General features: G+C 51.0%; 16 protein-coding genes and 3 pseudogenes. 15 read left to right on the top strand and 4 right to left on the bottom strand.

Annotated features, from left to right (window positions below; all coding sequences use genetic code 11):
* Positions 1-94 precede the first annotated feature (94 nt).
* Positions 95-883 (bottom strand): NAD(P)H-dependent oxidoreductase, encoded by a 789-nt coding sequence (locus PM3016_RS18780; protein ID WP_014370530.1) that lies wholly within the window; start codon positions 881-883, stop codon positions 95-97.
* Between the two features lie 143 nt (positions 884-1,026).
* On the opposite strand from PM3016_RS18780, the gene PM3016_RS18775 reads away from it, so the two are divergent.
* From PM3016_RS18775 to PM3016_RS18730, 10 genes and pseudogenes are all read left to right on the top strand, one after another.
* Positions 1,027-1,419 (top strand): winged helix-turn-helix transcriptional regulator, encoded by a 393-nt coding sequence (locus PM3016_RS18775; protein WP_014370529.1) that lies wholly within the window; start codon positions 1,027-1,029, stop codon positions 1,417-1,419.
* Positions 1,420-2,039: 620 nt separating this feature from the next.
* Positions 2,040-3,203 carry a GntR family transcriptional regulator gene (locus PM3016_RS18770; RefSeq protein ID WP_014370528.1) on the top strand — a complete coding sequence of 388 codons (1,164 nt, stop codon included), beginning with the start codon at positions 2,040-2,042 and terminating at the stop codon, positions 3,201-3,203.
* A gap of 30 nt (positions 3,204-3,233) precedes the next feature.
* On the top strand, positions 3,234-4,052 hold the full coding sequence (locus tag PM3016_RS18765) for an MBL fold metallo-hydrolase (RefSeq protein WP_014370527.1): 819 nt from the start codon (positions 3,234-3,236) through the stop codon (positions 4,050-4,052).
* A gap of 57 nt (positions 4,053-4,109) precedes the next feature.
* The gene (locus tag PM3016_RS18760; RefSeq protein ID WP_014370526.1) at positions 4,110-5,216 is read left to right on the top strand and encodes an extracellular solute-binding protein; all 1,107 of its coding nucleotides are present in this window, start codon (positions 4,110-4,112) and stop codon (positions 5,214-5,216) included.
* Between the two features lie 24 nt (positions 5,217-5,240).
* Entirely contained in the window at positions 5,241-6,248 is a 1,008-nt protein-coding gene (locus tag PM3016_RS18755) for an ABC transporter ATP-binding protein (protein WP_014370525.1), read from the top strand.
* Between the two features lie 44 nt (positions 6,249-6,292).
* Positions 6,293-7,978, top strand: coding sequence for an ABC transporter permease (locus tag PM3016_RS18750; RefSeq protein WP_420798971.1), 1,686 nt, complete (start codon positions 6,293-6,295; stop codon positions 7,976-7,978).
* A gap of 586 nt (positions 7,979-8,564) precedes the next feature.
* Positions 8,565-9,524 (top strand): helix-turn-helix transcriptional regulator, encoded by a 960-nt coding sequence (locus tag PM3016_RS18745; RefSeq protein ID WP_014370523.1) that lies wholly within the window; start codon positions 8,565-8,567, stop codon positions 9,522-9,524.
* 312 nt (positions 9,525-9,836) lie between these two features.
* Positions 9,837-10,221 (top strand): annotated as a pseudogene (locus PM3016_RS40835) (hypothetical protein); the annotation flags it as partial.
* 80 nt (positions 10,222-10,301) lie between these two features.
* Complete coding sequence (locus PM3016_RS18735; RefSeq protein ID WP_014370521.1) at positions 10,302-11,225, top strand: alpha/beta hydrolase; 924 nt, start codon at positions 10,302-10,304, stop codon at positions 11,223-11,225.
* 38 nt (positions 11,226-11,263) lie between these two features.
* A pseudogene (locus tag PM3016_RS18730) lies at positions 11,264-11,527 on the top strand (YitT family protein); the annotation flags it as partial.
* A gap of 507 nt (positions 11,528-12,034) precedes the next feature.
* Here the strand turns inward: PM3016_RS18730 and PM3016_RS37485 are convergent.
* Positions 12,035-12,202 (bottom strand): annotated as a pseudogene (locus PM3016_RS37485) (DUF4822 domain-containing protein); the annotation flags it as partial.
* A 115-nt stretch (positions 12,203-12,317) separates the two neighbouring features.
* Between PM3016_RS37485 and PM3016_RS37480 the strand changes: the two are divergent.
* Complete coding sequence (locus PM3016_RS37480; protein WP_081484332.1) at positions 12,318-12,704, top strand: YmaF family protein; 387 nt, start codon at positions 12,318-12,320, stop codon at positions 12,702-12,704.
* A 172-nt stretch (positions 12,705-12,876) separates the two neighbouring features.
* Here PM3016_RS37480 and PM3016_RS18725 read toward each other — a convergent pair whose 3' ends face one another.
* The gene (locus PM3016_RS18725) at positions 12,877-13,968 is read right to left on the bottom strand and encodes an oxidoreductase (RefSeq protein ID WP_014370517.1); all 1,092 of its coding nucleotides are present in this window, start codon (positions 13,966-13,968) and stop codon (positions 12,877-12,879) included.
* Positions 13,969-14,131: 163 nt separating this feature from the next.
* Between PM3016_RS18725 and PM3016_RS18720 the strand changes: the two genes are divergently transcribed.
* Positions 14,132-15,034 carry a LysR family transcriptional regulator gene (locus PM3016_RS18720; protein ID WP_014370516.1) on the top strand — a complete coding sequence of 301 codons (903 nt, stop codon included), beginning with the start codon at positions 14,132-14,134 and terminating at the stop codon, positions 15,032-15,034.
* A 154-nt stretch (positions 15,035-15,188) separates the two neighbouring features.
* Here PM3016_RS18720 and PM3016_RS18715 read toward each other — a convergent pair whose 3' ends face one another.
* Positions 15,189-17,084, bottom strand: a complete 1,896-nt coding sequence (locus tag PM3016_RS18715; RefSeq protein WP_014370515.1) for a carbohydrate-binding protein — start codon at positions 17,082-17,084, stop codon at positions 15,189-15,191.
* 456 nt (positions 17,085-17,540) lie between these two features.
* Between PM3016_RS18715 and PM3016_RS18710 the strand changes: the two genes are divergently transcribed.
* The 3 genes from PM3016_RS18710 to PM3016_RS18700 are packed head-to-tail and all read left to right on the top strand — an operon-like array spanning position 17,541 to position 22,554.
* Positions 17,541-19,124 carry an extracellular solute-binding protein gene (locus PM3016_RS18710; protein WP_014370513.1) on the top strand — a complete coding sequence of 528 codons (1,584 nt, stop codon included), beginning with the start codon at positions 17,541-17,543 and terminating at the stop codon, positions 19,122-19,124.
* Between the two features lie 60 nt (positions 19,125-19,184).
* Positions 19,185-20,948: a sensor histidine kinase gene (locus PM3016_RS18705; RefSeq protein WP_014370512.1), complete on the top strand. Its 1,764-nt coding sequence runs from the start codon at positions 19,185-19,187 to the stop codon at positions 20,946-20,948.
* On the top strand, positions 20,923-22,554 hold the full coding sequence (locus tag PM3016_RS18700) for a helix-turn-helix domain-containing protein (RefSeq protein WP_014370511.1): 1,632 nt from the start codon (positions 20,923-20,925) through the stop codon (positions 22,552-22,554). The genes PM3016_RS18705 and PM3016_RS18700 overlap by 26 nt, the downstream gene beginning before the upstream one ends.
* The last annotated feature ends 47 nt before the right edge of the window (positions 22,555-22,601 follow it).

Genomic DNA, 22,601 nt, shown 5'->3' with positions numbered 1-22,601 from the left:
TGCTCTGCAGACAATAATGAAACGATCCGGGAGCAGTTTGCCGCGGCAGCTGCTCCACCTTTTTTGAGACCGGCTTTTCCCCATCAGGCTCCACTCATAGAGGCGCCGCGCCTTCGGCAATGTGAGCCGTCAAGCCGGTCTGTCCGATGGCGATGTCGCTTGCAAGCACATGGCCGTCCGGATAATCCCCGCCGTTCTGATGCCGGAACGCAATGGGCTCCTCCTCGAACAGGCGCTCGAGACGCAAGCGCCAGACTGCCATCGCCGCATCGATGTCGCCTGCCGTCATGCGATCGGCTCCGTAGACGGCATGGGTAGGCAGGACATCCATCCCCGGGAAGAAGAGGGTGCCGTGAGTAATGGGGAACAGCAATTGCTCCAGCGGCCCATTGATGCCTCGCGGCGAATAATCCTTCTCAGGCCCTCCGGCAGTCACGGACAGCATGGCCCGCTTCCCCTTTAGCATGCCATCGCCGTAGCGGTAGCGATTCCCTTCGCCCTTAAAGCCATATGCGAAACCATAAGCGAATACCCGTTCTACCCAGCCCTTGAGAATAGCCGGCATGCTGAACCACCACAGAGGAAACTGTAAGATCACCGCGTCGGCAGCAAGAAGCTTCTGCTGCTCCAAAGCGACGTCTGCCGTTTGACGGCCAGTTGAATAGGCGTGCGCTGACTCTTTAACAAAGGATAATCGTTCAGGATTGACTCGATCCGGGAAGTCGCGCCCATCGAACACGGCCTTCCAGTCCATTGCGTACAGATCGGACCACATGACTTCGTGTCCTTGCTCCTGAAGTGCTTGCACAGCCGTCTCAACGAACCGGCTGGTTAACGAAGTGGGCTCGGGGTGCGCATAAACGATCAATACCTTTTTTGACATGACTCCACTCTCCCTTTGCATTGGCTTGCGACGCTTTATGAAGTGCCGCATGAGTGTTATATTAGAATGAATATTGCATTTAGGGAAGTACGCATAATTTTATAATATAGTATTAAAAATCAAACTATTGGAGGGTCATGGCTATGGGAGATCGCAAAAACAAGCTCGAAGCGAGGGTGGAGGTGTGTCCTGTCGAAACGACGTTGGATGTCATCGGGGGCAAATGGAAAGCGATCATTCTGTTTCATCTTATCGATGGCCCCAAGAGATTCAGCGAATTCCGGCGGCTCTATCCGGGGCTGACGCAATTTATGCTTACTTTGCAGCTCCGCGAGCTTGAACGGGATGGCATGATTCACCGCGAGGTTTATAAACAGGTGCCTCCTAAAGTGGAATACTCGCTGACTGAATTCGGCATGACGTTGACGCCGATCATCCTTGATATGAAGAAGTGGGGAATAACCTACAAGAACAGAGTTGACGATATACGGCAGCAAGCAGCAGTGCAGGAAAAAGGGGACAAAGAAGACCAGTAACGATTGAACGTGTATTTGCCAAGCTCAAGCCGCTTGAAGACAGCAAACTCCCTCGCCATCTCGGCAAAGGGAGTTTGTCTTCACTCGGACCGGCTTGCGGGTCTCGGTAAGCCAAGATGCGCACAAGAAACTCCTGTGCCCCCTCATAGCGCAGGCCAGGGTCCATATGCTTCTCCTTGCTAAAGTTCCAAGCCTCCACATCACGCCCGGATGTCATGCAGAAAAAGGGGGTTCAAAGCCTATCGCATTGAAGATGGTGTACAGGAATGGCGGTCCGGTTAAAGCTTTTCGTTAAACGCAGCCTGGGGCTGCGTTTTTTTGTGCTCCAACAAGGTGGACGTCGTATGGGTACCTTCTTGTATCTGAAGATATGGTGACCAAAAATCCATAGAACCAGTGAACCAAGTTCTATGTCAGTATCAAGCGTGAATATTCATTGATATAGAAATCGATGAGATATCAAGAGTTCGTGAAGGGGATCGCTTCATTTACATAATCTTAACGGACATATCATTGAATATGTCAGTGACATTCAGTAAGCTCATTCTAGATCACATGTCAGGGATGCACCAGGGCAGCGCTGCAGTCCATGATTTGGGTAAAACGAGGGATGCCTTAACATGAAAAATGCACATGCGTCAAAGAAACCGAATCTGCTGTACCAGCAAATTGCGGATAAAGTCAGAGGAATCATCCAGAGCCGGAGGCTTCAACCGCATGATCCCGTCCCATCCGAAGGAGAGCTTGCGAAGCTGTTCGGCGTAAGCCGGATGACGAGCAAGCTGGCGCTGGAGCTGCTGGCCGAACAGGGCCTGGTGTACCGTCTGCCGAGAAGGGGGACCTTCCTGTCCGGACAGCAGGAGGGTACCCCGTCCAACGATAAGATGCCGCTGGAGAGAGAACCGGATTCCGTTCGGGCAGAGGAGCAGCCGTGCAAGCAGATCGCCCTCATCGTGCCCCATCTATCCGATTACACTTCCAAGATCATTGCTGCCGCCGAGAACGAAGTGCGCAAGTACGATTGCGACCTTATTCTGAAGATCAGCAAGGATAAAGAGGATGAGGATGTGTGCCTGCAGAGGCTGGTTGAAGGGGGGATCGGCGGCATCATTTTATTTCCCCAGGGACGCAAGACCTGCAGTGACCAGGTGCTGAGGCTGAAACTGCAGCAGTTCCCGATTGTGATTATCGACCGAATTTTTCGTGAGGTTTCGATTGATTGCGTCTACCACGATCATTATCAGGGCTCTTACGAGATGACCAAGTATTTGATCGGGAAGGGACACCGGGAGATCGGATACACTTCGAACCCGGTCAATCATATCACCAGCAGGGAGGAACGGTATCAGGGTTACATCCAGGCGCTGCTCGATCATGCCATTCCAGTCAAAACCCAGTACATTCATTTTAAAAACGTGGATTGCGATCCCAGCCGTATGAACGAAAGTGATCCTGAACAGGAACGGTTGATTCGTGCCAATCCACAGATGACCGCTCTCCTCTGCGGGGATGATTATGTTGCCATTTCAACCTTATATACGGCACTGCGCATGGAGGTTGCGGTTCCTGACCAGCTGTCGATCGTGGGGTTCTCCGATATTCATTTGTCCGCATTGACTCCCATTCCGCTCACCACGGTCAGGCAGGATACCGAGAAGCTGGCCCAATCGGCCTTTCATCTCCTGATGAAACGCGTCCATCATACCATGGAGAAACCGATTACCATCAAGGTTCAAACGACGATTGTGGAAAGAAAATCCGTGCTCCAACGTGCAAGTAGTTAGCTCAAGTAAGCCATCCAGGGGGAATATTTCATGAAAATTCATTTTCTCGGAACCGCTGCTGCAGAGGGTTTTCCCAATGCATTCTGCCGCTGTGAATCCTGCATCAAAGCCCGGGAGCTTGGCGGAAAAAATATCCGCACCCGAAGCTCGGCCATCATCGACGATGTGATCAAATTCGACTATTCGCCCGATTCTTATATGCAGGCGCTTCGCGACAGCATAGATCTGGGAGCCATAGAGCACCTGCTCGTGACCCATACGCACTCCGATCATTATAATGCGTATGATCTGGAATGCCGGCGGGAGGGGATTGCCCACGGGCTTCAGCATCCCATGCACATCTACGGGAATGATGCCGTCATGCACCATACGCGCGTCGCCATCGGGCGTTTTGAAGGCGAACGGTTTGCCTTCCATCTGCTGCGCCCATTCGAGACGATAGCTGTGGGGGATGCAGTGGTTACCCCGCTGCCTGCGGATCATGACCGAATGGAAACCTGCTTGCTGTACGTCATCGAAAAGCACGGCAAAAAGCTGTTGTACGGACATGATTCGGGCTGGTTCCCCGAAGCGACCTGGGCATGGTTAAAGGAACGGAATCTGGATTGCGTCATTCTGGACTGCACGCACGGATATACCGGAAATTCCCGCGACACCAATCATATGGGAATCGAGACGGTGCTGGAGGCCCAGCGTGAGTTTCGGAGGCAAAACATACTGAAACAGGAAGGGAAAATCGTAGTCACCCACTTCAGCCATAATTCCAGGCTGCTTCACGATGAATTTGACGAAATCTTCAAGCCTTCGGGGGTCACGGTGGCCCATGACGGATTGATTTTATATATCTAGGACTGCCTGATTCGATGTGGAAATGAACCTATATCCTAAAAGGGGTGTCATTCAAAAATGGTCAAAACAATGGCGAACGTGTCTCTGCTGTCGATCCTGTGTCTGGCGGTAACGGCCTGCGGCGGCGGCGGTAATAACGGTAATGCGGCGGGGACTGCCCCAGCCACCAACACAACGGCTGCACCGGCAGCAAGTGAACCGGTTAAAAATGAGAAACTGATTGTGTATACGAATGCGAATTCCGATGGTCGCGGCGAATGGTTAATCGAGAAAGCGAAGAGTGCCGGCTTTGAGATTGAGCTTGTTGGAGCAGGCGGCGCAAACTTGACCAATCGGTTGATTGCAGAGAAAAACAATCCGATTGCGGATGTGGTATTCGGCTTGAACAACATGCTGTATGAAAATTTGAAGAAGGAAAACGTCCTGACGAAATATGTCCCGAAATGGGCTGGAGAAGTAGAGCCGGGCTTAAACGATCCGGAGGGATACTATCACGGTCTTGTGAAGCAGGCCATTCTGCTTGGCTATAATCCGAAACATTTCACTGCCGAAACCGCACCGAAGGATTGGACGGATCTTTACAAAGATGCCGCATTCAAGGGCAAGTATGAGGCTCCCACACTGCTTGGGCAAATTACCCCGCAGCTCGTAGTCGCAGGTATTCTGACCAGACACCAGGACCCGAAGGGGGAGCTTGGCATTTCCCAGGAAGGCTGGAATGAAGTCAAGCAGTTGTTTGACAATGGGGTCAGAGCGGTCGAAGGTGAGGACTTCTACTCCAATCTGGCAAGCGGAAAGACACCGCTGGGAGCTGTGGTTTCCGGTACGCTCAGCAAGAAGGAAGAACAATATAAAGTGAAGGCAGGTATCGTAAATCCTTCTATCGGCGTACCTATGATAGTGGAGCACGCAGCGATTATTAACGGTACAAAAAAGAAAGCATCGGCTGAGCGGTTCGTAGAGTGGATGGGAACGGCCGAGGTTCAAGGAGAATTTGCCTCCAAGTTCAATTCCATGCCTGCCAACACCAAAGCAGCTGCAAAAGCCAATGAGTCCGTGAAAGCATTGTATTCGAATTTAAAAGCACAGCCTTTGGACTGGGGCTTCATCGCTGGCAACATTGGAAAGTGGGTAGAGAAGATCGAGCTGCAGATTATGAAATAGACAAGGGATATAGGGGTAACAGCGATGATCACATTTCATGATATTCAAATTACGTTCGGTCATTTCCATGCGGTCAAGAACCTCAATCTGCAGATCAACGAAGGCGAGTTTTTTACCTTTCTCGGCCCGTCGGGATGCGGGAAAACCACCATTCTTCGAAGCCTGGTCGGATTCATTACGCCTGCGAGCGGACAAATTAAGCTGGGCGGCAGGGATATTACCCATGTGCCAATCGAAAAAAGAGAAATCAGCATGGTTTTTCAAAGCTATGCCCTGTTTCCGACCATGAATGTGTATGAGAATATCGCCTTTGGCCTGCGCGTCAAACAGGTTTCGAAGGCTGAGATCGACCGGGAAGTGAGGGATATCGCCGGGAAGGTGGATTTAAAGGAAGATCAGCTGCCCAAAAAGGTATCTGAATTGTCCGGCGGACAGCAGCAGCGCGTAGCCATTGCCAGAGCGCTGGTGCTGAAGCCGAGCATTTTGGCGCTGGATGAGCCTTTATCCAATTTGGATGCCAAGCTGAGAGTGCAGCTGAGAAATGAGCTCAAAAATCTTCAGAAGAAGTTTGGGATTACGACGATCTACGTCACTCATGACCAGGAAGAAGCGTTAACCTTGTCGGATCGTATTGCGGTATTCAACAATGGCATCGTAGAGCAGGTGGGCACCCCTCAGGAGGTTTACAATCAATCCCAAACGGAGTTCGTGTGCAATTTCATAGGGGATATCAACCGGCTCGATCCGCGGATGATCCGAAACAGCCGGTTGAAGGATGTGATCGATCCCGGCAAAGCTGCCTATATCCGTAACGAAAAAGTGAATCTGCAGCCTCTGCCGGATGTAGATGCCGTGCAGCTGAAGGGGACGATCGTCGATCAGGAGTTTTATGGACTGTACAGCAAGTATGTCGTAGAGGTGGCTGGCGGGGGGCTACTCAAGACCATCGAGAAGGAAAGCGGGATGACTCCACATAGGGTAGGGGCTGAACTGGATATCTATATCCGTGTCAGTGATATTCTGCAGTACTAGGGAATGGAGGGAGTGTGTTGTACGCAGAGAAAATAACCAAAAAGATGGCCTCCATCCATCCGGCCGCATACCTTTGTTACGGTCTGATTGCCTGGTTTGTCGTGACCTTTCTGATTTATCCCAACCTGAATATCTACTACGAAATCTTTGTTAAGGACGGCCGATTCTCGTTCGAGGCAGCGGAGAAGCTGTTGTCATCCGAACGGGCGATGCGAAGCTTGTATAACAGCTTTATTCTGGCCGTATCTCTTGTTTTTACGGTAAACCTTGTGGGCGTCACTCTGGTTCTGATCTCGGAGTATTTTGATATCAAGGGTGCAAGAGTGTTAAGACTTGGCTATTTCACGACCCTGATCTACAGCGGTGTCGTACTGGTGTCCGGATATAAATTCGTATATGGAGAAAGTGGATTCATGACCAAGCTCTTGGTCCATCTGTTTCCTTCCTTCCATACGACATGGTTTCACGGCTACTGGGCCGTTCTATTCGTAATGACCTTCGCCTGTACCTCCAACCACGTCCTGTTTTTGAGCAATGCCATTCGTAAAATCGATTTTCAAACCGTGGAAGCAGCAAGAAATATGGGGGCATCCACCTTTTATATCCTGCGGCGGGTGGTTCTCCCGGTGTTGAAGCCCACGATGTTTGCGCTGACCATTCTGACCTTTTTGACAGGCCTGGCTGCCACATCTGCTCCTCTGATCCTGGGTGGGGCAGAGTTCCAAACGATCACCCCGATGATTCTAACGTTCTCGAACAGCGCGTCATCCAGAGATCTGGCTGCGCTGCTGGCGCTCATTCTCGGCCTGGCTACTTTGGTTCTGCTGACCGTCATGATCCGATTTGAGCAAAAAGGCAGCTTCATGTCCGTTTCCAAAGTGAAGTCGGAGCTGGTCAAGCAGAAAATCAATAATAAGCTCGGAAATCTGGCTGCACATGTCGTGGCGTACTTCCTATTCCTTCTGTATATCATTCCGGTTGTTCTCATTGTACTCTTTTCCTTTACCGATGCGCACAGCATATCCACGGCAACCTTGAACCTCAGCAGCTTCTCCTTGAACAATTACATGCATGTGTTTTCCAATATGACCGCGTTCAAGCCGTATCTGGTGAGCATGGGGTATGCCGCAGCGGCATCGGCAGCCGTTGTGGCCCTTGCCTTGGCGGCATCGCGAATTTTGCATAAGTACAAGAACGGATGGACGGCGGCTCTGGAGTACGCCCTTCTGATCCCGTGGATGCTGCCTTCCACATTAATCGCGATTGGGCTCATTGTAACGTTTAACACGCCAAGACTCCTGATCGGGAACTCGATTCTCGTGGGCTCGGTCTGGATGCTGTTGCTGGGCTATGTCATCGTACACCTTCCCTTCACCCTCCGGATGGTGAAAGCCTCCTTCTTCAGTCTGGATTCCAATCTGGAGGATGCGGCGAAAAATCTGGGTGCCAAGTCCTTGTATACGTTCATGAAAGTACTGCTGCCCATCATACTCCCGTCGACGTTGGCCGTTCTTGCCCTGAACTTTAATGGCATTTTGGCTGATTACGATCTTACCGTATTCCTCTATCATCCTTTGTATCAGCCTCTCGGTATCGTCATTAAGAACAGCACGGATGCACAGGCTTTGGCGGATACCAAAGCGCTAACCCTGGTCTATTCTGTCATTCTGATGATCATGTCCGCGGTTACGCTGTACTTTGTTTATGGAAGAAAAGGGAGGTCTTCTTAAGAGGAATTAGCTAATTCCATTATGGAATGGCAGGAACAAGCAGGTGAGGAACATGAAGAGGATGAGGCCATTTACGAGTATCAATTAAGTGTGGCGGATGGCACAAAAGTCGGCGGATATGTAAATTGGATTCATTCAATCTGACGAAACACCAAAATGTCACTGCAACCACGTGATGGAACACCTCTTGACCATTTCCGAAGCAGAATTTGACAGTGGTACATACAACCGGTGGTGCCATGCAGAAATAGAGGATGTTTAGAAACTTCCATATCAGGAAAAGAAGGCAATCCAATCTCCGCTTGGAGTTTCTCTGGGCGACATGGGAAAATATACTTTTTTATATGGCATTCATGCAAATCAAAGCCTTTACAAACGATCTTTCAGTGCAGTTAATTTGGGGCTCGTCAAGCGGCGGCATTGCACGGCGGTCGCCGGAGCGGAGGAGGCATGCGTCCTTTTCGGCATGCCGCGCTCGGCGATCGAGACGAGCGCCGTCGATCCCATCGTGCCGCATCACCGGATCACCGCGAAACATAGTCGACGTTCATCATTCAAGTTCTATGAGAAACGGAGTAGACCCCTAATGGCAGACTTCCATCATAACTTTCAATTGTTTTTCGACGAAGTCGGGCTGCAGCGGCAGCGATCGATTGGTTCGGAACCTATGACTATGGAAACGCAACTTGGATATGGGACTCTTCATCGGCTTATTCCTCGCCCCGATCTCGATATCGTGTTTGAAGACTTGAAGTTTCACCGCGATTTTCTGATGCCGCTGACGGCAATAACGCCAATGGTCGAGCTTCACTACTGTATGCAAGGTACGAGAGTCCTCCATGTCCAACGGAATCAATACGAATTTGTTCCCGGGATGTGCGTGCTTCAGCTGATCGACGAAGGGAGTGTGCACTTCGAGTTTACCGGGAATCAGCCTTATCAGGCGCTGTCCATCGGGATCCCCATTTCGACCTTTCATCATTACATGGAGGATTTCTCGGGTGCCAGGAATACGGACTTCTCCAGCCTGCTCGGGAGAAAGCCATTTCGCCTTTTTCATGAATCCATTGATCCGGCGGCTGACGTAATCATTAGACGGTTGACTCAGTCCGTACAGACCTGCCGCATGAAAAACCTGGAGCTGGAGAGCAATGTGCTGGAGCTCCTATTGTCGGCCTTTCAATCGTTTCTTTTCGAGCCGAAGCCTCCTAGATTATCCACCATGGATAAGCAAAAGCTACAGCGGGCACGCGATATTATATTGGAACGGATGGCGAATCCCCCCTCGCTGATCGAACTGTCCCGCATGATTGGCCTGAATGACAATAAATTAAAAATGGGCTTTAAAGAACTGTACGGAACGACCGTATTTGGTTATTTGCGGGAAAAGCGTCTGGAAAAAGCCTATCTCCTTTTACAGCTAGGGGACTTGAATGTGAATGAAACGTCCCTTACGGTAGACTATTCCAACCCGAGTTCCTTTTCGGAAGCGTTTCGGCACAAGTACGGTGTGAATCCCGGAAACTTGCGCAGACGTTCATTTTGATTTGCGGCATGAATCATCTTGAAAACTTTTTCGAATGAAGGACTGTTCTCCTGAACGGTCTTTTTTTTGTTTGGATCGATAACTCCCTGCAGCCGCGAAAATACTCCGCCCAGCGGTAGAGAAGGGGATCGCTTCGGCTGTATTCTAAGAAATAGATAAAGACCTTGGAGGGGGAGGGAGAACAATGACCAATAAAACGGGGAGGACCCGATTACTGGAAATCGCCGGAGAGAAGCGCGGGCTCATCATCGTCTGGTGAACGCATCGTGCAGCTATTGCAGGAGCCGGCCTTGCAAGGAGAACGGCAGCCGCCGCTTTTACGCACCCGACAAGGGGAGGGTGACGATGGGCGGGGAGGATCTTCGTGCCATGAACCCGGAAGCGCTGCTGCAGAAAGTATCTATCGTGTTTCAGGATGTATACCTCTTTCAGGACACGATTGCCGCCAATATCCGGTTCGGGCGCAGCAGCGCGACGCGCGAGGAAACCGAGGAAGCGGCGCGGCTTGCCTGCTGCCACGATTTTATCCTGAAGCGGCCAAACGGTTACGACACGACAGCATGCTGACCGGATTGTTTTCCTGGAACAGGGGCGAATCGTGGAGCAAGGCCGCCATGACGAATTGCTTTCGATCAATGGCCTGTATGCCCGGCTGTGGAGGCGACAGCATGATGCAGGCGAGTGGGAAAGCAGTTAAGGTGATTCAAGGAATCTCTAGTCTCGCCTGATTCAGCAAATGACGAGAGACATATACCCAACTATAGGAGGTTATTCAGTATGCCGCTCGATCCCCAAGTTCAGGTTGTATTGGAACAAATGAAGCTCAAGGGTGTTCCCCCATTACATGAGCTGCCTGTAGTCAAAGCCAGGGAAATCTATCGCAGCGCTTTGGCTGCCTCGCCGGAAGAGGTATACAAAATTGAAAACCGGTTGATTCCCGGACCATCCGGCGAGATCACGGTGCGCATTTACACACCAGAAGGAGAAGGTCCTTTTCCGGTAATCGTCTATTTTCATGGCGGAGGCTGGGTGGTCGGGGACTTGGATACCGTAGACGTGCTGTGCCGCAAACTGGTCAATGGTGTGAACTGTGTCGTAGTTTCGGTTGACTATCGTCTGGCACCGGAGCACAAATTCCCGTCTGCTTCCGATGATGCTTATGCAGCAGTTGTGTGGGCTGCAAAGAATGCATCTTCTATCCGTGCAGACTCCAATCGAATTGCGGTCGGCGGGGATAGTGCAGGAGGAAACCTTGCGGCTGTCGTAACATTAATGGCACGGGACAGAGGATTTCCCTCTCTCGTTTATCAGATGTTGGTCTGTCCTGTTACCAATTATTCATTTGAGACAGATTCTTATAGAGATAATGCGGATGGGTACGGATTGACGACTAGCACCATGCGGTGGTATTGGAACCATTATTTGGCGAATGAGCGGGATGGGAAGAATCCATATGCCTCTCCTTTATTGGCAGCCGATCTAAGCGGCTTGCCTCCGGCGCTCGTGATCACGGCCGAATTCGATCCTTTGCGCGATGATGGTGAGGCTTATGCGGAGCGGCTGAAAGCAGCGGGCATCCCGGTAGAAGTGAATCGTTATGATGGTATGGTTCACGGCTTCTTCCACGCAACAGACGCTTTTGAAAAAGGAAGAAAAGCAGTGGAGCAAGCCGTAAATGCTCTGCGTAAAGTATTTTATTAAAGCTGGCTGCCATGATGGGTATCGCACTTCATCAGCGCGCTAAAACGTTTAAAATCATTTCCAAACACCCCGAAACCATGGTAGAGACCATTCGTGACCGCTTAGGTCGAGGCGCTACATATAATTTTGTGGAAGGCGGATATTCAAACGAACAGTTCAGGGAAATCACGTGCGTCATTAACCGATTGGAAGAAAGCAAAATGAAAGAAATCATTTATGAAATTGACCCAACTGCTTTTGTGATGGTATACGATGTTGCCGAAGTGAGAGGCGGAAACTTCAAGAAACACAATAATCACTAAGGCGTGTATGCATACCCTGACCCGATAATATTGGGTACATATAGATATGATGAGACGATACGAAATCCGTGATGACCAATGGGATAAAATCAAGGAACTGCTGCCAGCCGAAAGAAAACCCCAAGGAGGGAGACCCCCGATCAACCTTCGCCAGATGCTGAATGCCAGCTGTGGGTCGCTGTTCAACTGTGAATAGTTCAAATTTTATTTCTTGAAATCGGAGAGCGAAGGGGGGGATAGCGAAATTTCATCATCTCCTTGCGGACGGCTGGACGGCAACTTTATTCCTTTACTTTATCTGGAAGGAATATCTAAGCAATGCCAGCCAGCCGGTCGGTGAAGACTGGAGCGGATTCCGATCGGAAAGCCTTGATGCAGCTGGGCAAACTGGCCATCCATCACTACTATTACTTGGTGAATTTGGGGTTAAAAGCTCCTTTATAAGGGACATGTTCTACTGTTATGAATATTTCATTTCCATCTTTATCTTTGCCTTTCCTTTTGTTTTGTTGTTATATCGAAAAATTCATATCTTGCTGTTTCGGCATCATATTTCGCAAGACCAATAAAACCTGCATTTTCATTTGTTAAGTCATTGTTATTTTTATCATACACTTTTGTCCCTTGCCAATTAGTGCTGTCAAGGATTTTTGCCATTTTCTGGCCAGCTGTTATGAGAACCTGGGATAGAGCCTATTTCGCCAGACGATTACACGAATGCCTATAACTTAAATGGTTTATTGACATAGGTTATTACCAAACCATTTAAAAGGAGCTGCAACATTAAAAATTGAAAAAAATCCCCGTTAAAGGATTCGTTGTTCACTCAAGGGACTCAGGAAATGAACATTCCCATGGTCTTTACATTACTTCCTGGGACGGTCGTCCTGTTTATCATGTTCACCCTTTTTCAGGAGTGACCTCTTATGATGATGGACACGTTCATCAATATGTCGGAGTTACTGAACCCGCTCCTACAGGTGTGCCCCATGTTCATCGTTATTCTACCGTTACGTCAGTAAATCATGGCCACTCTCATGTTATTCAAGGGGTTACAGGTCCAGCTGTAGATGTTCCAGGCGGTGGACATATCCATTACTTTGAAGGTTTTACGACTCTAAATGGTATGAGACCACATACGCATCATTATAAAGGGGCTACAGGAAACGAAGCTTAATCTGGAGTTCAACTTCAAGAAGGTATACGGGGAACGATAGAAGAATAACAACCAAGAAGAAGCTGCCGGCCCATGTCCGGCAGCTTCTTACTTAACCAGAGGGATAGTTCGATAGAGAGTGTTGAGTTGGGATTACAATGTGAAGTTAGATATAGCCGGCGACAGCAGGTTCCTACACTCCAACTTCTTCCTCCTTGAGCGTTGCGATCGGCTGCAGAAAATGATGGTCGAATGGATGCAGCTCCATGCCTACCCTTACTTTGTTCACCCAGTCTGGGTTAACTAATGCGCTAGTACCGATTGCTACAAGGTCCGCATGATCATTCTCCAGGAGAGATTCCGCTTTGTCCGGTTGGCCTAACTTGCCGTTGGCTATGACAGGAAGGGCGCTATATTGTTTGGCCAACTTGGCAAGTGTAGGGCCGCCCTCCGAAAAAGCCGGAGCAAACGCTTTATATTCGGTCGTATGAATGTAATCGGGAGCAGCTGCTGCCAAATGCTCGAAAATAATCCGGGCATCCGTTTCTCCGCCAGCCCACTTGTGATGAAAATCGTTTACTTTGCCTTGGGAAATGCGGACGCCTACCACGAAGTCAGGACCCACGGCGGCGCGAATGACTTTCAGGACCTCCACTACGATGCGGATTCGCCGCTCCGTCGGGCCTCCATACTCATCGGTTCTCCGATTTGTGTAATCTGTGATGAATTGATCAAGCAGGTAACCGTTCGCTGCATGGACTTCGACCCCGTCAAATCCAACTTTTTTTGCGCGTAATGCCGCTTGGGCAAAGCTTCCGATTACAATGCGGATATCCTCTTGGGTCATGGCTCTTGGAACAGCAAACGCGCCGCTCCCGCCGTGATCTTCCAGCATCGTACCTACGGGCTTCACTGCGGATGGAGCGATCGGTGTAAATCCGTCATGTTGGACTAGCGCCCCTGCATGCATCAACTGCGCAACAATCTTGCCCCCTGCGCTCTGAACAGCACGGACGACAGGTCTCCAGGATTCAGCTTGCGCTTCATTTGCTAGGCCGGGCTGGTTCTCATAGCTTTGGCTGCTTATCGCATCCGGGTAGAGGCCTTCCGTAATGATGAGGCCGAAGCCCCCTTTGGCAAACCGAGTATAATACCGTGCCATACGCTCATTCGCGAGCCCGGAGGGCTCTGCGCTCGTCCGTGTCATCGGAGACAGCACGGACCTATTCGGCAAGCGCAGTGAACCCAATGGAAAGGTTGAAAAAAGATGAGAATAGTTACCCATATTAATATTCCTCCTCGATGTTACGGTATCAATACCCTTGATCTCCACCGCATGATCCATTTCTAGGTTCGATTGTAACCGGATCATTCCATATAGTAAAATGATCATTATAGATGAGGGAATCAAAATTATTGATGTCATACCTACGAACGGAGGTTCGCGAGTGGAGTTAACCGATCTAAAAATTTTCATGGCCATCATACAAGAGGGCAGTATCACCCGCGCAGCGGAGAGGCTGGAGTATGTTCAATCGAACATCACGATGCGAATTCGCAAAATGGAGTCGGAGCTCGGTGTCCAGCTTTTCCACAGAACGCCGAAAGGCGTCTTGCCGACCGAGAAAGGGCGCATATTCAGCCAATATGCCTCTGACATTCTGCTCAAGGTCGAGGAAGCGATCATGTCCGTCCAAGAACCTGAATATCCGAGCGGTCCGCTCACGATCGGCGTAGTGGAGACCGTTGCGTCCACTCCTCCCTTTATACGTGCGCTATCCGATTTTCAAAAAAAACACCCTAAAGTAGCGTTGTCCCTTGTCACCGGAACATCCCCGCAAAATTACGAGAAATTGCTGAACCGCGAACTGGACGGAGCTTTCTTCACAGGAGATTTCGATCTGGCTCCGCTAAAGGTGGCTCATGAGATTCGGGAAGAGGTTATCCTCCTGACGAAAGCAGACGGAAAATCTGCTCCTCCCGACATTGCGAATGCGACATGGGTCGTTTTTCCAAAGGGCTGCCCGTTGCGCGCAGCAAGCGTGGATTGGCTCCATGGGCAGGGGGTATCGACCGTAAATATGATTGAGGTGAGCACGCTGGATACGATGCTGAATTGCGTACGAGCGGGCATCGGTTACACGCTTTTAACCGAATCAGTTATTGCTGAGGTTGACGAACGATTAGAAGTGCATCCGGTTCCCGAACGATACCGTTTCGTGACAACGAGGCTGGTTACCCGAAAAGAACAGTTCAGCAGCAAAGCGTTTGCAGTATTCGCTGATTGTGTCAGAGGAGCGGGGCTACCTTATGCGTTCGGTGCAGCCGGTGAAAATTCCGGAAGCCGGTAGCCAATACAAAACCGGCTTTTTTCCTAAAAACAAAAACAGCGGCAAACTCCGCTGTTTTTGTATATTCTATAGACCTGAAGAGAGCGCCTAATATGGATATAAAGGATTGTAACCGTCTCCAGAAGCCCTCGACGGACTGATGAATCTGCACGTATTATTGAAATTCTATATAATCCACATAGGCATCCCATGTGCCGTTATCGGTGGTGAGGACCAGCTTCACCTCTTGATTTCCAGTGGCATGGGAGATGCCGGACAAGGTCTGAACCGTCGGCGCAGTTCCGGTAAAATAAAAGGAGCCGACGGCCGTACCTCCGATGAGAAGGTCTACTCTCGCGGTTGCGGAGCTGCTCGAGGCCCCCCGTACTGAAATGCTGTGGGTGGAGTTGGCAAAATACTGCGTGTACGCGGCAGAATCCTGATTGGCGTATAGAACGACTCCCGAGAAAGGAGAATTGACCTTACCGGCGTAGGTACCGCCCAGGGTCATCGTCTCCGCCTCAACCTTTGTTCCGGACGTATTCGGAGTAAACTGCCAGTAATCCATATTGAATAAGCTGCCGGTCCCGGATCCGGTAAAAACAAAGAATACCTTGTGAACACCCGCGGCACCGCTTACGCCGGTTTCGATCTCCTTCCAGACCTGCGCTCCGCCCGTTGGGCTGACGTTCAGCGTGCCGACCAGCGGCCCGGCTGCGCTGTCCAGACGCACTTCGATCTTTCCGCCTACAGTAGAGGCTACATTGGCCTTAACCGTCTTGGCGCCTCCGGTACCAAAGTCAGCGCTGCCTACAGCGATCCAGTCTCCATTATGAATATTCGTCACATTGAGATTAGCAACAGGGCCGCCGGCTGCTTGACTTTTTTCCGTTGCAATGCCTGCCTGCCACCCGATCGTTTCCGCTTCGACCCTGGTGTATGGATTCAGGTTGGCGGTTTGGGGGACGCCTGCCATATTGCCCTGGACCTCCTGGATGGTTCCATCCGCATTATGCACAAGCTTATTGATATGCGGAGAACGGTAGCCTTTTCCTTCTCCCAGCTGCGCCTTGCTGACCGTTTGGGCATGGTAGACAACATACCACTGATTATTGAAGTTGAATACGGCATGATGGTTGTTTCCGCCAACGCCGAAGAAGGTATATGGATTTTTCAGAAAATGCCCTTTGTAAGTAAACGGCCCCATTGGACTGCTGCTCACCATGTAGCCGATCTCGCCTGCCGGATAATCGGGCGGGTGGGTTCCGGAGAAATTGATGCAGTACGAATAATAATATTTGCCGTTGTACTTATGAATTCCCGAATCTTCGAACATGTAAGGGGCATCGATGGTTACCGCACTTCCGGCAACACTGGTCATATCCGCTCCCAGTTTTAGCACCCGGGCCGTCTTGGGATTGGCGACAGAGGCCGGGTCCGAGGTATTGGGTATGCCTCCGCCGCTGTACAGATATCCTGTACCGTCATCATCCACCAGTACGGCCGGGTCAAAAAGCCAGGTAACGCCGGACATGCCCGGTGTACTTTGAGTAACCAGAGCTTTACCGAGCGGGTCGGTCCAAGGTCCGATGGGTGAGTCCGCAGTCAGCACGCCGATGCCGGATGCACCATTGGCGAAATACAGGAAAAATTTATCCTTCCCGTTGATCGTTTTGTATGCCGCTGACGGTGCCCAGGAGAGGGAGGCCCACTTGGCAATGCCGCTTCCGTTATTTGCATTGTTGTATCCTGCGACTGGAATGGCTCCGTGGTCGGTCCAGTTCACCATATCGGCGGAAGAGATGACCTGAATTTTATTCAGCGGGCTGAAATCATTTTCTTTGACCGTTCCGTCACTGTTGTATACATACTCGTCGCTGGACATATAGACATAGACTCTGCCTTTATAGACCAGTGCAAACGGATCGGCCCCTAATTTATGGTCCATCAGGGGATTGGAATTGCCCGGAATTTTAGCGAGAGGGCTGTTAGCCGCATGAACAGACAATCCCGGCAGCCCGCTCAATAGTAAGGTGAGAACCCATAACAAAACGGTCAGCTTCCTGATCATCAACCTATTACCTCCATTTTTTGATATTTTCATCGAAACCGACTAGCCTCTGCTTGGTTAGCTTGCATACACCTCCTTTCAACAAGTACGGCGGCTTGCGGCCAAACTGAAACCGCTCTCAACTTCACGGGCCGCAAATGCAGCCGATTCGCTGCGGATGCTGATTTCTAACGCAACGAATCATATCACATTCCCTGCCGGTGTACAGTTATTTTGAATTTTTAGTAAAGAATGGGTAAGGAAATAAAGAAATGTGTATTGTCTTCCCTTCCGTAAGCTTGGATAATGAAAATGAAAAAAGGAACGGGCGGGTGGCAGCATACAACACGAGGGGAAATGGGGGCATGTCATTTGCAGAAGCCAGCAAGGACCATCGGTCATGGTATACTTACGGCTATGCTATCCATTCTTATCCTGTCCGCATGCGATGGCGGCAGCGGCGCGGAGACGAGCCGAATGTACAGGGCGAAGCCTGAAGGCGTGGAATCAGCAGCCCGATCCCATAGGGCGGTTGAAATCTCCTTTGTGGGAGCCGAGAATGACGGCTTGGAAGAGCTGCTCCGTCAACTGCCGGGCGAGACGCTGGGAGATAACCGGTGGACCCGGATCTATGAGCAGGAGCTGGGGATTAAAGTAAAGTACGATTGGACGGCCAAAGGCGATCTGTATCAGAAGAAGCTCGGCGTGGCTGTTGCGTCCGGGAATATTCCGGATGTGGTCAAGGTGAATGCGCAGCAGCTGAGGCTGCTTACGAATAAGGGTTTAATTCAAGAGCTGTCCCAGGTATATGAGCGATATGCTTCTCCGCTCACCAAAGATATCCTGAGCCAGGAGGGGACCGGCCCCTTCGATGCGGCAACGATCGATGGCAGATTAATGGCGATTCCAGAGACGAACTCCTCTATCGACCGAGCCCTGCTGATCTGGATCCGCACGGATTGGCTGAACAGGCTTGGGCTGCAGCCGCCGCAAACGATCGATGACGTACTCGCTATTTCTAAAGCGTTTACAACGGGAGATCCGGACCGGAATGGACGGCCGGATACCTATGGACTTGCGGTGACCCGGAATCTATGGGATCCCGCTATGGGAGTCGCAGGCTTCATGGCCGGCTATGGGGCGTTTCCGAATCTGTGGGTGACGAATTCATTCGGTGAGCTTGAATATGGCGGCATTCAGCCCGAGGTGAAAACCGCGCTTCAAGAGCTCCAGAATATGTACCGGAGCGGGCAAATCGACAGCGAATTCGGAATGAAGGATAGTACCAAAGTGGGGAAGCAGGTCGCAGCCGGCAAGATCGGCATGCTGTATGGGGAGCAGTGGAGTTCGTTTGCAGTGCAGGGGAGCCGCGGTATCGACCCTTCCGCAGAGTGGCAGGCTTTTCCCCTCGTGTCGGGGTCCGGAGAGCCGCCACAAGTTCCACTCCGATTCAGCACATGGCAGTTCTATGCGGTAAGGAAAGACGTGCCGCACCCCGAAGCCGTCGTCCAGCTGTTCAATCTTCACTTAGAGAAGAATTGGGGAGCATCGGCAGCGTACGAATCCTACTATATCTCTCCTCTTCCCGTATGGCAGCTGTCTCCGGTCACTCCCTATCCGGCCAGAAAAAACCTGGAGGCCTTTCAGCAGCTGGACAAGGCGCGCCGCACAGGAGACTTCTCCTTCCTGAAAGATGAAGCCAGGGCGATCAAGAAGCGTCTGGACGCCTACGCGTCCGGAGGCCCGGATAAGGAATCCGGTTGGGGATGGGAGAAGATTTACGGCCCGAACGGTGCTTATGGGATCATAGACCGGTATGAACAAAATCATCAGCTCCTGCCGGATGGGTTTAACGGGGCCCTGACGGATACGATGATGGACAGGCAATCGATCCTGAATGAGCTGCAGGATGAGGCTTTTATTCGAATCATTCTCGGCAGGCCGATCGATGAGTTTGACCGGTTCGTGGAAGAGTGGCATCGCTTGGGCGGAGACCGGATGACCGAGGAGGTGAACCGGTGGCATGCGGAGAAGGGCAGAGAGCGCAAGGAAACGGACTAGCCTGTCAGCTGCCGCACATCATCATATAGAAGCATCCCAATCGGTTACGGAGGCGTTTTGTTGATTACTTTTTCCTCAAGAACCCTGCGCAGCTCCATCTTTGCCCGGCTGCTCTTCACTTATGTCATCGTGATAGCGCCCATTCTAGCGCTGGGGGGATATCTTTACCAGTGGAGCTATACGAACGCCAGTGAAGAGTTATCCAGAACCTCCATCACTCGGCTTTCCCATTATTTGCAGGATTTGAATCGCGAGCTCAGCTGGATGGAGCTCCAGCAGTTCGATATTCTGGAAGATCCCGACCTGAATAAGCTTACCGTCACCTGGGAGAGGATGGATCCTGTGGACCGGAGGGCCAGCCTGAATGATCTTCTGCAGCGGCTGACCTCCGTTAAGAATACCAGTGCTTACATCAAAGATATTTCCGTGCATATTCCGTACGTGAATAAAACCATCTCTGCGGTTCATGCGGTGGATGAATTGGATCAGGAGCGATTCGGCTGGTTTCGTTCTCAACCGGGAAGAAACGAAAGCCGGCTGATCTGGTGGAGGGATTCCCTCCATCTCAGTGCGTTGAAGCAAAGAGGGAAGAAGGGGGAGGAGCCCCTGTTCGCGGTGCAGATTGAACTGGATATGGAAAAGCTGAGGGAGTCCTTGCTTCAAATCCGCATGAATCCGGAAAGCGGTTCGTTTCTCGTCTCGGACGGAGCACGATTCACAGTTACGAGCGGTCAGGAGGCCGCTTCTGTGGTCCAAAGCTATCTGCGGGAGGCAAGGGCAGCAAGCTCCGATACGTTTTATGTCCATTCCGAAGGCAAGAACTATCACTTTGATCGTGTATATTCGGCTGCATTGGGATTGTCCGCGGCGGCCTATTTGCCGGAAGAAGCCGTCAGAAGACCGCTCAGCAGGTTCTATACTTGGGCGTGGCTGTTCGTCTTCACCTCTTTGGTGGCGGTCGCCATCTATTCCTTTTCCACGTACAGGTATGTACATAAGCCCTTGCTGATTCTCGTGAAAAGCTTCAAACGAATGGAAGAAGGTGAGCTCGATATGCAGATTGAACACGAACCCAAGGATGAATTCGGATATCTGTATCACCGTTTCAACCAGATGCTGTTGAAGCTGCAGGCGCTGATTGATCAGGATTATAAGCAGAAGCTCATGATGCAGAAGGCGGAGCTGAAGCAATTGCAATCCCAGATCAATCCGCATTTTCTCTACAATAGTTTTTTTATTCTCCATTCGCTCTCCCGAAGCGGGGATATCGAGAGAATCGAACAATTCACCCATATGCTTGGAGAGTACTTCCGCTTCATTACCCGCAATGGGGAAGACCATGTATCGCTCTCGGAAGAGATCAGGCATTCCAGGATGTACACGGATATTCAGCAGTTTCGTTTCAGCCGGCGCATTCGTGTACAGTTCGATGAGCTGCCGGAAGCCATGGAGCAGATCCGTGTCCCAAGGCTGATCCTTCAGCCGATTATTGAAAATGCCTATGAACACGGTCTGGAGGAAATGGATGAGGAAGGGTTCCTGCGCGTTTGCTTTGAGACGCATGGGAACGAGGCGAGAATCATTGTAGAAGATAACGGAGACGGCATTACTCCTGCAGAGATCGAGGCCCTGAAGCAGCGTCTGGTTCATACGTCGGAGAGCGAGATGACGGGTATGATCAACATTCACCGGAGGATTCACCTGACTTACGGAGAAGGCAGCGGCCTCTTTCTGTCGCAAAACGGCTTGAAGGGCTTGCGGGTCGAGATTCGGATCATGCACGGAGAGGAGGGGCCGTATGTACCGGCTGCTGATTGTGGATGATGAAGAAATCATCACCGATGGACTCTATGAGGCGTTCCGCCAGCTCATGCCGGACAACCTCGATATCTGCAAAGCTTATTCGGCCAAAGAAGCACTGCGCTGGCTGTCGCGTACCCGTATCGATTTGGTATTGACGGACATTCGTATGCCCGGAATGACGGGCCTCGAACTGTCCAAGTCCATCCAATCGTATTGGCCAAGGTGCAGGATCATCTTCCTCACCGGCTACAGTGAATTCGACTATGCCTATCAGGCGATTCAAATGCCCCATGTCCGGTATTTGCTCAAAACGGAAGGTTACGCCAAAGTGATTCAAACCGTTCAAGAGGTCATGCTGGAATTGGAACAAAGCAGTCAAATGAAAGCCTTAGTCGAGCGCTCGCAAGAGCAGCGGGATGCGTTTGAATTCATGGCGCAAGGAGGCTACTTCCGCCACCTTCTGCAGGAAAGCCACCACCTTGCTAAGCATCCGGAGCTGCTGGCCGGCCATTTTGATACATTTCACATCCCGCTGGATCCGAATCTACCCGTTGTGCTGGCCCTTGGCCGCTTAGCTTATCCCGAAGGGAGCACGTATGCCGAAAGAAGCGGGATGCTGGCTTCCGCCAGAATCATCTGGAACTCCTTCCTGTCTGAGCATGTGCGCAGCCTCGGAATTCTGGACAAGCATGAGGATATGCTGTGGTTCATTCAGATGTCTGAGAGAAAGGAAGAGAGGTTCGGAGAGCACTTGATCCGTTTCTTGGAGGGAACGCTTGAGCAGATCCAGGAAGCCTGTCAGTCCTCCCTCGGGTTCACGATGTCCTTCACCCTAAGCGGTGCCTCCTGTGAATGGGGAGCCGTCACCGGGCAGTATGAACGACTCCGCCAGCTGCAGCAGATGAAGATCGGTGACGGGGTGGCCATGATCTTAACGGACCGACGGGATCAGGTGGATCACGTTCCGATCAAAGAGGGATCGCGAACCGGTCTGCAGGCGGAACTTCTGGAATCCCACCTGGAAGCCGGCAGAGCGGAGGATTTCTTCCAATGTCTGGAGGAAGTGACAAGCAGCATGCTGCAGAGGAAGGGGGATGTACAAAAAACGGTCGAGGCCTATTATTCGATCGCCCTCGTTCTGCTCTCCTGCATCAACCGCTGGAGGCTGCACGGTCAAATCGGTGATTACAGCAAACTGATGCGTCTCGACGAGCACCCCTCCATAAGAGAAGGATTTGACTATTTATACAGCCTTGCCGGCCGTATATTCAGTGTGAGGCAGATGGATGAAAGGGACCGGACGACGCATATCATCGACAGAATCTGCGGCTTTATTGCCGGGCATTTGCACGAAGACCTGTCCCTCGTTCGGCTGGCGGAAATCCATTTTTTCAACCCGTCTTACTTATCCAGGTTATTCAAACAGGAGACAGGGATGAACCTGTCGGATTATATCGAGCAGTGCCGAATCCGAAAGGCCAAGGAGCTTCTGGGGGACGGAGACCGCAAAATACGCGAAGTGGGCGCATCGGTCGGCTATGAGGCGGCGCATTCCTTTAGCCGCTTCTTCAAAAAAGCGACAGGCATGACCCCGCAGGAATACCGCGAAGCCCTGATAACCCTGTGAGTACAAAGGAGAAGCCTATCTTGCAATAAAAAAAGAGGCAGGTGAAA

The sequence above is a fragment of the Paenibacillus mucilaginosus 3016 genome, from assembly GCF_000250655.1.
Lineage (GTDB): Bacteria > Bacillota > Bacilli > Paenibacillales > NBRC-103111 > Paenibacillus_G > Paenibacillus_G mucilaginosus.
Note: the sequence above shows the minus strand (reverse complement) of the source record. Positions and strands in the feature narration are given on the sequence as shown.